We start from the raw sequence: 12,118 nt of genomic DNA on the forward strand, positions 1-12,118 counted from the left end.
TTGTTGTACATTAAATCTCGTAGGGTACAGAGGTAAGATGTTCTATCTTTCAGACCTTTTGTTTCACGTTATTGGATTAGGCTGATTCAGCCGCCCCAGTCAGTATTTGACTGGGGCGTTTTTTCTTGTGCGAAAGAAAAATATTTCCAACCTGCTATCCCCCCCAAAACCTCTCGTTTTTAGTGCCTTTCATTACACTTTCTCAAGCACAGTGATAAACCCCTGATCTGCCTTAGATCTGGAATTCGACCAGCTTTTGGTAATTTAAATCCGTCTCTAAGTTGATTGTTTTATCGCTTGAAATAACTTTTATTTTACAAGTGATCGATAAAGGATTGATGGCTCACGCCTTATTTATCAGTGTATTGAGTCGGTGAATGCTCAATGTAATCCATGATTTGCTGTTGTTTCTCGGTGCTGTATTTCAGTGCTTCGGCGGTGATCTGGATGGATTGCGCCATCGAAGAGATATTGTTGGTCGCCTTTACCAAGGTTTGCTGCATTGGTTTCAGGATAAGCAGATAGATAGCGGTCAAAGCGATAATAATGACGGCGATAACGGCCGCCAGCGCAATGATGATCTTGGTCTGAATATCATCTAACAGCATTTGGCTGGTTTGTTTAAAGGCGAGTCGAGATTGGTCTAAGGCTTGTGGCAGTTGATTGAGTGATGTCTTGGTGGAACTCGTAAGCTTGTTGATGCTTTCAACGGTTTGATTCAAGGCTTGTTGCTGGTCTTCGCTTAGGTTGGGGTTGTTGACTATCGCCTGCAAAGATTGCGATATCACCTCAAGAGACTCACTCGCATCTTGGGCGTACTTTTCCATCCCATCTAGGTCCAAGGTCATATCGACATTGATCAGTGGGGCTTGTTCTTGTTCTGCTTCAGAAGCAAATCCTGTCAGTGAGACCAACATAAGTGCAATGATGGCCAATGGTGTTTTCCACATGAGTATTCCTTTCTCATTATCCTGATTATTTAGATATGTCTTTTAGTATGGTTCACTTCTGTTGGTCGTAACGGGTTAATCCTGTCTTTGATTCTCAGTTTTTGAGTTTAAATCGCTAATTTTAGGGAAAAAAATACCCCACCTATATAAGGAGGGGTATTGATAAGGCTAAATTACTTGCTGTAAGTGCTCTAACCTATAGTGATAAGTAGGGGAACTACTCTGAGTCGTTGTGCTCTTCGTCCGCTAGCTCATCAATGATTTGATCAGCAAGCGCAGGGGCAAACCACTCATCCATCTTGGCACGCAGTTGGTCAACGCCGATGCCCTTCATTGAAGAGAAGACATCAACCGCAACATCACCACCGAAAGATTTCGCGTCGTTACGGATTTTCAGTAGCTGTGCTTTACGCGCGCCACTTTTCAGTTTGTCTGCTTTTGTTAACAAAACCTGTACTGGGATGCGGCTATCGATAGCCCAGTAGATCATTTGTTGGTCAAGGTCTTTCATTGGGTGACGGATATCCATCAATACCACTAAACCTTTCAGGCTTTCACGTCGTTGTAGGTATTCACCTAGCGACTTCTGCCATTTTTTCTTCATCTCAAGTGGTACTTGAGCAAAGCCATATCCAGGTAAATCGACGATATGACAACCGTCCGTTACCTTAAATAGGTTGATTAGCTGAGTTCGACCGGGTGTTTTACTGGTTTTCGCCAAGCTTTTTTGGTTTGTAACGCGATTTAGCGCGCTAGATTTACCAGCATTGGAGCGTCCTGCAAACGCAATTTCGATCCCTTCGTCTTCTGGTAAATGACGAATATCAGGTGCACTGGTAATGAAATGCGTGTTTTGATAATGAATTTTTACGCTCACTGTTAACTCCATCTCGACTTTGTGTAGTCGATTGATTACTTTTTTGTGAATTTGTGTAAAATAACCGTGCTCGGCATAAGGTCGCCTATTGTACCATGAGTGGCAACATAGAGTGGTACTGGAAGCTTGATAATTATAATGGAATGTCATGAAGAAATTAGCGCTAATTTTGAGTCTTTTAGCCAGCTGCTCAGTATGGGCTCAAGGTAGTATTGAAGCTGGTAAAGCCAAATCACAAACATGTGTTGCCTGCCACGGTGCTGACGGCAACAGTCTGATCACTCAGTACCCTAAGCTGGCCGGTCAACATGAGAAGTATCTAGAGAAGCAGTTAAAAGAGCTTAAACTAGGTATGACAAGTGGTGGTAAGCAAGGTCGTTACGAACCTGTAATGGGTGCAATGGCGATGCCTTTATCTGAAGAAGATATGGCTGACCTAGCGGCATACTACGCCTCTCTACCTATCTCTAGTAACTCTACTCCTGAAAATGTAGTAGATGAAGGTAAGGTTCTTTACACTGCGGGTAATGCAGAACGCGGCGTAACGGCGTGTATTGCTTGTCACGGCCCTCGTGGTAATGGTACCGAACTTTCTGGTTTCCCTAAGATTTCAGGTCAGCACGCAGATTACATCAAGGCTCAACTTGAAAAATTCCGCGATGGTGACCGTAATAACGACATGAATGCGATGATGCGTGATGTAGCTAAAAAGTTAACAGACGCTGATATTGATACCTTATCGAAGTACGTTGGTGGTTTACACTAATTTGTCGGTTTCTTGCTCTTAGCCAGAGTAAAGGAATGTACGTTCGAGCGAGTTTGAAGAGACGCCCTGATCAGTAATGGTCGGGGCGTTTTCTTTTGCATTGGTTTTATTAATGCATTTTGCATTTATGTCTGATTTATCAATGTGTGATCGATTTGTGTACAAAAGTGTGAAGTCGCACTCTTGTAGTCTTTTTGTAACACGGTAAAGTAACCGCCATCAGCTAGGAGCTGACTTAGATATGGATGATCATCTAGTCTAACGGTATAGACAGAAATGGATCAGGCTAGGACAGCCCAGCAACAAGGTGTTAGAAAAGGATAGCCAAAACTCATCAGGACGATGAACAACAAACAAATTTGGCATGGAAAGCACCAATAACAAATGGAGATTTGTGTACCAAGTTGAGTATGCAAATTTTGGCCGATATAGGCAGATTTAGAGAGCGATAGGTTTTCCTATCGCTTTTTTTATTGATTTGATGAAAAAACACCCAATACCTCTCCACTATAAACTCAGTTTCTGGTATGTTTCGCATCCCTGTTTAAGGATGTGCTATGTATACTTGTCCCTTATGCCATCACCAAGGCGTGAATCACTATTTTGAAGACAAACGCAGAGCCTATCTGCAGTGTCAGCAATGTGAACTGGTATTTGTTAAACCTGAACAAAGGTTAGAAGCAAAAGAAGAAAAAGCACACTATGATCTCCATGAGAACGATCCTAGTGATGCAGGCTATCGCCGCTTTTTATCTCGCATCGCGGATCCACTAACAGACAAAATTTCATCTAACTCACAAGGGTTGGATTTTGGTTGTGGCCCAGGCCCTACGCTATCTATTATGTTAGAAGAAGCCGGACACACCATGGAGTTGTACGATATCTATTACCACCCAGATACCTCTGTGTTGGAAAAAACGTATGACTTTATGACTGCCACGGAGGTGATAGAGCATCTTTATCACCCAGACAAAGTGTGGCAGCAATGGTTGAATTTAGTTAAACCCAAGGGCTGGATTGGTCTTATGACTAAACTAGTAATAGACGTAGACGCGTTTGCTGGTTGGCACTACAAGAATGACCCGACACATGTCGTCTTCTTTAGTCGTCAAACATTCCAGTTTTTGGCAGAGCGGGATAAGCTCGAACTAGAATTTTTTGGAAATGATGTAATTTTACTGAGGAAAGTGCAGTAATGGGTCGTAGTAAGAAATCAAGAAAGCCGGGAGCACTTGGTGCTCCGGAGCCTATGGTTACTCGTAACCGTAGTGAATCTGATGTTGAAGGTCGTGAACGTAAGCGTGTTAAAAAGCGTAAAGGCCTTAAGTCTGGCAGCCGCCACTCAGATGGTAGCGAAGCAAAACAGCGTAAAGCTGCACAAGCTCGTGATCCACGTTTAGGCAGCAAGAAAAAAATCCCGCTGATCGTTGAACCAGCGAAGAAGCCGACTAAACAAGAGCGCAAGCTGTCTAACGAACAAGAGTTAGAAATGCTTGAGAATGATGCTCAACTGAACACATTGCTAGATCGTATCGAAAATGGTGAGAACCTAGGTGCTGGTCTGCAGAAGTTTGTTGATGAGAAACTTGATCGTATCGAACACCTAATGGGCCGCTTAGGTCTACTAGAGCCAGAAGACGATGAAGAAGAGATCTTCGAAGAAGCACCGGTTGCATCTAAGAAGAAAGCGAGCTCTGACGAAGACTTGCTATCTCAATTCGAAGATTTCGATTTAGACAGCTTTAAAGGTTAATAGCCAATGAACGTAACCTTATTAGCAATTGCTGGTGGAATTATCATTCTCGGCTTGGGCTCTTACGCAGGTTACCTTCTACTTCAAGTGAAGAAGCAGACGGAGTTGCAAAAGCAGCATCAAGCACTTGCCATTGAAAAACGTAACGCGACGATTTACGAAAACGTAAATACTTTGTGCTTAGCGGGCATTCAAGGGCAATGTGACTTACCTGAGATCAGTATCCGAGTGTGTATCATTATGGATAATGTTCAGGGTGATGAGCGTGTCGATTTTGATTCTGAGTATCCTGCTATTACTGAGTTGTACCATATCGTAAAAGATATGGCTCGCGGAGATGCAAGACAGGAACTGACGAAGAAAGAACGCATGCAGCAGAATCTCACACGCCATAAGGCAGAGACTCGCTTGAATGATGCGGTCATTGAAGATCTGAAAAGGTTGCAAGAGAAGGTTAAGCCTCTCAACAACCAAATCAACATTCAGATGATCTAGTCGCTAAGACTTTTAAAATAGAGGCTTGTTTAATACAGAGTGTTCTTGAGTTATGCGGTTGTTGAGACATATAGTTTTGTTGAGACATATAGTTTTAATACGCCTTGTTCTTAAGACAGCTTATCTTTATAGATAGTGTTAAATGAGCCTTCTTACCTTTTGCGTCTCGTTAATCCCGACGCTTTGTTAGTGATCAAGCTAGCAGTTCTGAGTTTTTGTCTGAAAAATTGATTTTGTCTTAGAACGACCTTACTGGTCGTGTGGCAAAATAACCCGTCTATATTTTAATGTATGTAAAATGATTTGAGAGACCTTAGGTTCTCGCGGATCTAAATTGGAAATACCGCTATGTCGAGCAAGCCAGTAACAACGAATCAGCAAATCGTTTGGGATCAAGAGATCTTAAACAAGTACAACTATTCGGGACCTCGTTACACCTCATACCCAACTGCGTTGGAGTTTCATGAAGCGTTTACCGTCGCTGATTACGACATGGCGTGTACTCAATATCCTGAGCGTCCACTCTCTCTTTACGTGCATATCCCATTCTGTCACAAGCTTTGTTATTACTGTGGTTGTAATAAAGTCATTACTCGTCACTCGCATAAAGCGGATGAGTACCTTGATGTGATCGAACATGAAATCCGCCAACGCGCCTCTTTATTGAATGGTCGTGAAGTGACTCAATTGCACTTCGGTGGTGGTACGCCAACGTTTTTGACCAAAACACAAATCACTCGCTTGATGATGATTCTGCGTGAGGAATTTAACTTCACCGCTGACGCTGAGATCAGTATTGAAGTTGACCCGCGTGAGATTGAGCTAGACGTACTTGATCACCTGCGTAATGAAGGCTTCAACCGTTTGAGTATTGGTGTACAAGACTTCAATAAAGAAGTGCAGAAGTTGGTTAACCGTGAGCAAGATGAAGAGTTCATCATTGCGATGGTTCAACGTGCGAAAGAATTAGGTTTCCGCTCAACTAACCTTGATTTGATTTACGGCCTACCGAAGCAGACTCAAGCTTTGTTCGCTGAAACATTGAAGCAAGTGCTGGAGATGAAACCGGGTCGTTTATCGGTATTTAACTACGCACACATGCCTCAGTTGTTTGCTGCTCAGCGTAAGATTAAAGACGAAGACCTACCGGAAGCGAAAGAGAAAATGGCGATCTTACAAGATACCATCGAGACGCTAACGGGTGCGGGTTACCAGTTCATCGGTATGGACCACTTTGCTCTACCTGAAGATGAGCTAGCGGTTGCCCAGCGTGAAGGCATTCTGCATCGTAACTTCCAAGGCTACACCACTCAAGGTGAAGCTGACCTAATTGGTTTCGGTGTTTCTGCGATCTCTATGGTGGGTGATGCTTACGCGCAAAACCAAAAAGAGTTGAAGAAGTACTACGCTCAGGTGAATGATTTGCGTCATGCACTTTGGAAAGGTGTGGCACTAGACAGTGATGACCTTCTACGCCGTGAAGTGATCAAGCAGCTTATCTGTAACTTCAAGCTTGATAAAACCATGATCGAGTCTGAATTCTCGGTTAACTTTAATCGCTACTTCAAAGAAGATTTAGAGCTTCTACAAACCTTCATCAACGATGATTTGGTTGAAGTCGATGACAAAGAAATCCGCGTAACTCTGCGTGGCCGTTTGCTGATCCGTAACATCTGTATGTGTTTTGATAAATACCTACGTGCAAAGGCTCGCCAGCAGCAATTCTCTCGCGTTATCTAATCGCTCGATTGAGAATAGAAACATAAAAAATGCCAGCATCATGCTGGCATTTTTGTATCTGACTCATTCGAATTCTGCCTGACTAGGTGAGGCTCTCAGTGATATTTTGTTTGACCTTGGCACTTTGCTTGGAGTTGCTGAGGTCGGTAGGCCATTGGTCAAACGGAACTGGACGGCTGTATAAGAATCCTTGAGCAAGCGGGCATTGTAGTTGCTTGAGTAATTCTGCCTGTTGCTGTGTTTCAACGCCTTCGGCCACCAAGCTCACTTTGAAACCCTTAGTGATGTTAACGATGGCCGCGACGATGGAGCTATCTAGGTTCTCTTTTTCTAGCTTGCTAACGAAGCTACGATCGATTTTCAGGCAATCAAATGGCAGCTTTTGCAGATAGGCTAGGGAAGAGTAGCCAGTACCAAAATCATCAATTGCGATTGAGACCCCTAACGCTTTTAGTGTCAGCATGTTATCGATGATGGTCGGGTCGTTGTCGACGATGCGTGATTCGGTGATCTCTAGTGTCAGGTTGCTTGCTGGCAGCTTTGTGTCTCGCAACGTGCCTTTTACTTGTTCAACAAAGCCACTTTCGCTTAGCTGATCGACCGATAGATTTACGTGAATCGAGAAATCTTTGCTCCACTTTCCTGACTCAATCGCGATGGCTGTATCTCGACACGACTTATGTAGAATTTGTTTTCCGATATCGTAAATGAGCCCGCTCTCTTCCGCGAGAGGAATGAACTCGAGTGGCGAGATCACCCCTTCATCGGTTATCCAGCGAGCTAAAGCTTCAGCTCCAATAGTTGACCCGGATTCCAGGTCAATAATAGGCTGGTAAAACGGTTCGAACTGCTGAAGCTCAATAGCTCGATTCATCCGCGCCAGCATCTTGGTTCGATGTCTTGATGCTTTACCCATTTCAGGGCTATAAATACTGACATTGGTTTTGTCTTGTTTCGCATTGCTCAATGCAATACTGCTGCTGCGTAACAGTAGTGTGATGTCGTGGAGATTCGAGACCTTCACTATCCCCATCGATACCTTAATCACCACGCTCTCCGACTCCATTGAAAATGGGGAAGCGAAGGTTTGAAGTAAGCGATTAGTCAGGAGCTGAACATCATCGCTTTGCGTAACGTTTGGTGCATAGATGGCAAACTCATCACCACCAGTACGAGCCAGCAGGTATTCGGATGGTAGTGTGCCTCTTAAGCGTGCGGCCGAAATGATAAGCAGCTGATCACCATTGTAATGACCTAGGCTGTCATTGATGTCTCGGAAGCGATCAATACCAATCAAATACAGCGTGCCTTTTTCGTTGTCAGGATGTTTCTTGGCAGCGTCAATAAAGCCTTCACGACTGTATAGCTTAGTTAATGAGTCATAGGTAACCTGAGACTGTAACGCGTGAAACGAGGCCTTTAAGTTGTTGGTCATTTCATTGAATGACTCCACCAACATGCTAGTTTCATAGATATGCCCCGTCTTTGGCATGCTCGTGTCCCAATCGCCCTTAGCAAGGCGTTTTGCCGCATCCGCTGTCGAGGTTATCGGTTGGGTTACGCGATTAAAGGCAATTAACCCAGCAATGACCCCAATGCAACTCAGTGCTAGCCCTAGCAACCAACTGTTTCTTTGATTTTCTGGCAATTCACCGAGCAGATTACTTTCAGGGATCGACACCCCAATAAACCACGTGAGGCCGTGTTCATCTTCGTAAGGGGTAATTTGGTTGAAGTAGCGTTCGTTGTCTAGGCGGAAGCTAAAGCGCTGCTCGCCCAAATTATCGATTAGGTGGAATTGGTCTACGTAACTGGCGCTTTCACGTATGACGGGGTTAGCACTCTCTGTTGCCAGTAAGCGTTGGCCTTTGTTGGTTTTTCCTGTGCCCCATGAAACGACACTGCCTCCGCCTGAATGCGCGACCAAGCGTTGCTGTTTATCGATGATGTAAACAGAGGCATCCGTTCTATCTTTGAGTTTTCTGAGGAAAGCATTGAAGGTATTGATCTTGATGTCGCTGACGACGACGGCTTTGAATTCATTATCATCATAGATAGGCGCGAGAGCAGATAAGGTGATTTCTTGGCGCTCGTCAGCATTGGCATAAATTGGTGACCATAACGGTTTTTTCTGTGTCGCAACGGGTGTGTACCAAGGACGGATTCTTGGATCGTAACCTGAAATTACCGAGCGAATGTCTTCACTGATCTTACTGCCACGGTAGATGACCAACTGATCATTAGTGCGTTCGTCTTGCACCATCAAGGTGTAGCCTTTGTTGGCTTCTTTGCGGAAACCGACGTAGTTACCATCTTCAGAACCAAAGCCAATCACATCGAGTTGAGGTACAGCAGTGTAATGATCTGAAAACGTATAAAAAATATAATCTTGGACCTTGCTGAGATTACCCGCTTGATAAAGGTGGTGGTAGCCGATGTTATGGCTGAGCGAGAGGTTCGCATGAAATGGCTTTTCTAAAAAATTAGACAGGCTTTGATGAACATTATCAGTCAGTGATGTTAGTTGGCGAGCACTAACATCACTCACCATCTCTTTGTAGCTTAGCTTTTGAGTGAAAACCATTACGCCCATAGTGAACAGAAAAATCATCACGAATGGCAGAACCACAGCGGTCCTCAAAGTAATTTGTGTTTTCAAAGACATCTTTAGCTACAACTTTGGTGAATAGTGTACTGTAATTGTACCGACACTATTCAAACCAAGCGACACTTTTTGGGTTAAAAAGTAGCTGCATCGAAAATCATATAAGGTCTAGTACAGTTCTTTGAGTTTACGAGTTAGGGTATTTCTTCCCCATCCCAAAACCTTAGCTGCATCCTGTTTATGACCATTAGTATGGTTGAGTGCAGCCTCTAGCAGTATACGTTCAAACTCTGGCAGAGCATAAGTCAGCAGCTCTTTTTCTCCTGAATCAAGCGCACACTTTGCCCAATTAGCGAGCAGTTGCTGCCAGTTATCCCCAGTTCCTGAGGTTGTCACCACTTTTTCTTCCAACAGCTCTGGTGGCAGGTCTGAAGGGAGAATTTCGCTGCCGCTCGCCATCACGGTGAGCCAACGACAAATGTTCTCAAGCTGACGCACGTTACCCGGCCAATTGAGTTGGTTGAGTTTCAAAATGGTCTCAGGATGCAGTGTCTTCACTTCAACACCGAGCTCTTCGGCGGCGGATGCTAGGAAGTGGTGAGTTAGCTTTTCAATGTCTTGTTTACGTTCGCGCAGCGCTGGGATATGGATTCGGATAACGTTGAGGCGGTGGAAAAGGTCTTCACGGAAGTCACCTTCATGTACCAAGCGCTCAAGATCTTGGTGGGTTGCCGCAACGATACGCACGTCAACCTTAACCGCAGAGTGTCCACCTACACGATAGAATTGACCATCAGAAAGTACACGTAACAAGCGAGTCTGAATATCGAGTGGCATGTCGCCGATCTCATCAAGAAATAGTGTGCCGCCGTTGGCTTGTTCGAAACGTCCTTGGCGAACGCTGTTGGCTCCGGTAAAGGCGCCTTTCTCGTGGCCAAACAGTTCAGACTCGATCAGATCTTTGGGGATCGCTGCCATGTTCAAAGCAATGAAGGGTTTCTTGGCTCTTGGGCTATGACGATGCAGCGCGTGGGCAACCAGCTCTTTACCCGTACCCGATTCACCATTGATCAGCACGGATATCGATGAGCGAGACAAACGGCCAATAGCTCGGAAAACCTCCTGCATCGCAGGTGCTTCGCCGATGATTTCTGGCGCATTGGTGTCTTCAGCGACTTCACTGGCTTGCTCGCGTTTCTGTTCTTGGCTGTGCGCAATCGCTCGTTCTACGAGAGTCAGTGTCTCATCAATGTCGAACGGCTTTGGTAGATACTCAAAGGCGCCTTTTTGATAAGCATTCACCGCAGCATCGAGGTCTGAGTGCGCGGTCATGATGATTACGGGCAGGTCGGGAGAGCGTTGATGAACCTGATGCAACAGCTCAATCCCGTCAATGCCGGGCATACGAATATCAGACACCAATACGTCAGGAGTCTCGCGTTCAAGCGCAAGTAATACGCTCTCAGCATCAGCAAATGTTTCACACTTTATATCCGCAGATGAAAGTGTTTTCTCTACTACCCAGCGGATAGAACTGTCGTCATCGACGACCCAAACGTATCCCTTACTCATAATTCAATTCCTTTGCAGCCAAATCTATTGTGATAATCATTGTTGTTTTTATGATGTCTTAATCTTTGTGTTACCGAGTTGAGTCTTCATCTCGCTGTCTAATCGCGAGGTTCTTGTGACCTAAATCGGTAGATAAATCGTGAATGTGGTGTTACCTGGCCAACTTTCAACATCAATTTTTCCGTTGTGCTGATCGATCAGGTTTTGAGATATCGATAACCCTAAGCCTGTGCCACCCTCTCGTCCGCTAACCATTGGGTAAAAAAGCGTGTCTTTTAAATCATCGGGGATGCCTGGGCCGTTATCGCTGATCTCAATGCGTGCAGCGAGTTTGTGTCGCTGACCATGAATGTTGGCTTGATGCACCGTTCTGGTGCGAATGGTAATTTTGCCCGAATCTTGTGCCTTTAAAATCTGCGCCGCATTGCTCACGATATTGAGCATCGCCTGTTCAACCTGCGCTGAGTCCATCACTATTGGTGGCAGGCTTGGATCGTAGTCTCGCTCAATCGCCAGTGTGGATCCGGATTCGAGCTCGACCAACTGCCTTACTTTTTCAAGTATCTGGTGAAGGTTCTCTTCTGACTTGGTTCCCGGCTTCTGTGGACCAAGCAGACGGTCGACCAAGGCTCTTAAGCGGTCGGCTTGTTCAATAATGATCTGGGTGTATTCATTCAAAGATTGATCAGGGAGCATCTTGCCAAGTAATTGCGCCGCTCCTCTTAAGCCGCCTAGTGGGTTCTTTATCTCATGAGCTAATCCACGCACCAGCAGCTTAGCCGCTTGCTGTTGTGCGTGTTGGTTAAGCTCTTGGCTGAGTCTTCTTTGCTGGTCTATCTTGCGCATCTCAACCAATAACAGCGTCTCACGTTGCCAAGAGATTGGGCTAACCGTTACCTCAAGCATCAGAGGGCGGTTATCAACAACAAAGGTCACGTCGCTATCGGTAATGCTTTGGCCACTTTGTAGCGGTTGCGTTAGCAATGCCAAATCAAGAGAAGCATGTTGGATAAGCTGACTCAGTGGGTGATCAACAATGCGTCGCGCACTTTGTGAAAAGAGTTGTTCAGCCGCCGGATTGGCGTATCGCACATAGAGTTGCTCATCGAGCATCAATGTCGAAGTCACCATATTGTCGAGAATGGCGCTGGAAAGATGATGTGTATCTATGCTGTCGCTTTTGGCTGATCGATTCACTATTTCGTCCTTGAACTGGTGTTTTTCTCACTGCACCAAAATGGTGCGTAGCTAAGTTCAAGTATGGCGCATATCAACCAGAAGCTAAAGATAATTCATTAGAGTCGCTGAAAGCTGCTTCGATTAGGTGAAAAGTAGAGGTTATTTGGCCTCTTTTAACACA

The 12,118-nt window shown here is 44.9% G+C and carries 11 protein-coding genes; 6 read left to right on the plus strand and 5 right to left on the minus strand.

Annotated elements, in window-relative coordinates; all coding sequences use genetic code 11:
* The first annotated feature begins 37 nt into the window (after positions 1-37).
* A complete protein-coding gene (locus OC193_RS26140; RefSeq protein ID WP_438356636.1) occupies positions 38-85 on the plus strand; it encodes a hypothetical protein in 48 nt (15 codons plus the stop codon).
* Between the two features lie 265 nt (positions 86-350).
* Here the strand turns inward: OC193_RS26140 and OC193_RS00480 are convergent, their stop codons facing one another.
* Together OC193_RS00480 and yihA are read right to left on the minus strand one after the other, a co-directional pair.
* Positions 351-950 carry a hypothetical protein gene (locus tag OC193_RS00480; protein ID WP_048663044.1) on the minus strand — a complete coding sequence of 200 codons (600 nt, stop codon included), beginning with the start codon at positions 948-950 and terminating at the stop codon, positions 351-353.
* Positions 951-1,167: 217 nt separating this feature from the next.
* Positions 1,168-1,827: a ribosome biogenesis GTP-binding protein YihA/YsxC gene (gene yihA, locus OC193_RS00485; protein WP_017060162.1), complete on the minus strand. Its 660-nt coding sequence runs from the start codon at positions 1,825-1,827 to the stop codon at positions 1,168-1,170.
* 148 nt (positions 1,828-1,975) lie between these two features.
* Here yihA and OC193_RS00490 point away from each other — a divergent pair, with 148 nt between their 5' ends.
* The 5 genes from OC193_RS00490 to hemN all read left to right on the plus strand — a co-directional run bounded on the left by OC193_RS00490 (position 1,976) and on the right by hemN (position 6,581).
* Positions 1,976-2,593, plus strand: a complete 618-nt coding sequence (locus tag OC193_RS00490) for a c-type cytochrome (protein WP_012602993.1) — start codon at positions 1,976-1,978, stop codon at positions 2,591-2,593.
* A gap of 557 nt (positions 2,594-3,150) precedes the next feature.
* Positions 3,151-3,789, plus strand: a complete 639-nt coding sequence (locus tag OC193_RS00495) for a class I SAM-dependent methyltransferase (RefSeq protein WP_048612436.1) — start codon at positions 3,151-3,153, stop codon at positions 3,787-3,789.
* Positions 3,789-4,346, plus strand: coding sequence for a Der GTPase-activating protein YihI (gene yihI, locus OC193_RS00500; RefSeq protein WP_017060163.1), 558 nt, complete (start codon positions 3,789-3,791; stop codon positions 4,344-4,346). Before OC193_RS00495 ends, yihI begins: the two co-directional genes overlap by 1 nt.
* Positions 4,347-4,352: 6 nt before the next feature.
* The gene (locus OC193_RS00505; protein WP_048663045.1) at positions 4,353-4,841 is read left to right on the plus strand and encodes a DUF2489 domain-containing protein; all 489 of its coding nucleotides are present in this window, start codon (positions 4,353-4,355) and stop codon (positions 4,839-4,841) included.
* Positions 4,842-5,189: 348 nt separating this feature from the next.
* Complete coding sequence (hemN, locus tag OC193_RS00510) at positions 5,190-6,581, plus strand: oxygen-independent coproporphyrinogen III oxidase (RefSeq protein WP_048663047.1); 1,392 nt, start codon at positions 5,190-5,192, stop codon at positions 6,579-6,581.
* A gap of 82 nt (positions 6,582-6,663) precedes the next feature.
* On the opposite strand, the gene gepA is transcribed toward hemN, so the two are convergent.
* From gepA to glnL, 3 genes are all read right to left on the minus strand, one after another.
* On the minus strand, positions 6,664-9,246 hold the full coding sequence (gepA, locus tag OC193_RS00515; RefSeq protein ID WP_048663048.1) for a phosphodiesterase GepA: 2,583 nt from the start codon (positions 9,244-9,246) through the stop codon (positions 6,664-6,666).
* 108 nt (positions 9,247-9,354) lie between these two features.
* Positions 9,355-10,758 carry a nitrogen regulation protein NR(I) gene (gene glnG, locus OC193_RS00520; RefSeq protein ID WP_048661285.1) on the minus strand — a complete coding sequence of 468 codons (1,404 nt, stop codon included), beginning with the start codon at positions 10,756-10,758 and terminating at the stop codon, positions 9,355-9,357.
* Between the two features lie 120 nt (positions 10,759-10,878).
* Positions 10,879-11,955, minus strand: coding sequence for a nitrogen regulation protein NR(II) (gene glnL, locus OC193_RS00525; RefSeq protein ID WP_048663049.1), 1,077 nt, complete (start codon positions 11,953-11,955; stop codon positions 10,879-10,881).
* Positions 11,956-12,118: the final 163 nt, after the last annotated feature.

The organism is Vibrio crassostreae, assembly GCF_024347415.1.
In the GTDB taxonomy this organism is placed as follows: domain Bacteria; phylum Pseudomonadota; class Gammaproteobacteria; order Enterobacterales; family Vibrionaceae; genus Vibrio; species Vibrio crassostreae.

Bases quoted from the DNA above. Each gene is read 5' to 3' on its own strand.
- OC193_RS00480 (WP_048663044.1), bottom strand. From the start codon at position 950: ATGTGGAAAACACCATTGGCCATCATTGCACTTATGTTGGTCTCACTG.
- OC193_RS00490 (WP_012602993.1), top strand. From the start codon at position 1,976: ATGAAGAAATTAGCGCTAATTTTGAGTCTTTTAGCCAGCTGCTCAGTA.
- OC193_RS00495 (WP_048612436.1), top strand. From the start codon at position 3,151: ATGTATACTTGTCCCTTATGCCATCACCAAGGCGTGAATCACTATTTT.
- yihI (WP_017060163.1), top strand. From the start codon at position 3,789: ATGGGTCGTAGTAAGAAATCAAGAAAGCCGGGAGCACTTGGTGCTCCG.
- OC193_RS00505 (WP_048663045.1), top strand. From the start codon at position 4,353: ATGAACGTAACCTTATTAGCAATTGCTGGTGGAATTATCATTCTCGGC.
- hemN (WP_048663047.1), top strand. From the start codon at position 5,190: ATGTCGAGCAAGCCAGTAACAACGAATCAGCAAATCGTTTGGGATCAA.
- gepA (WP_048663048.1), bottom strand. From the start codon at position 9,246: ATGTCTTTGAAAACACAAATTACTTTGAGGACCGCTGTGGTTCTGCCA.
- glnG (WP_048661285.1), bottom strand. From the start codon at position 10,758: ATGAGTAAGGGATACGTTTGGGTCGTCGATGACGACAGTTCTATCCGC.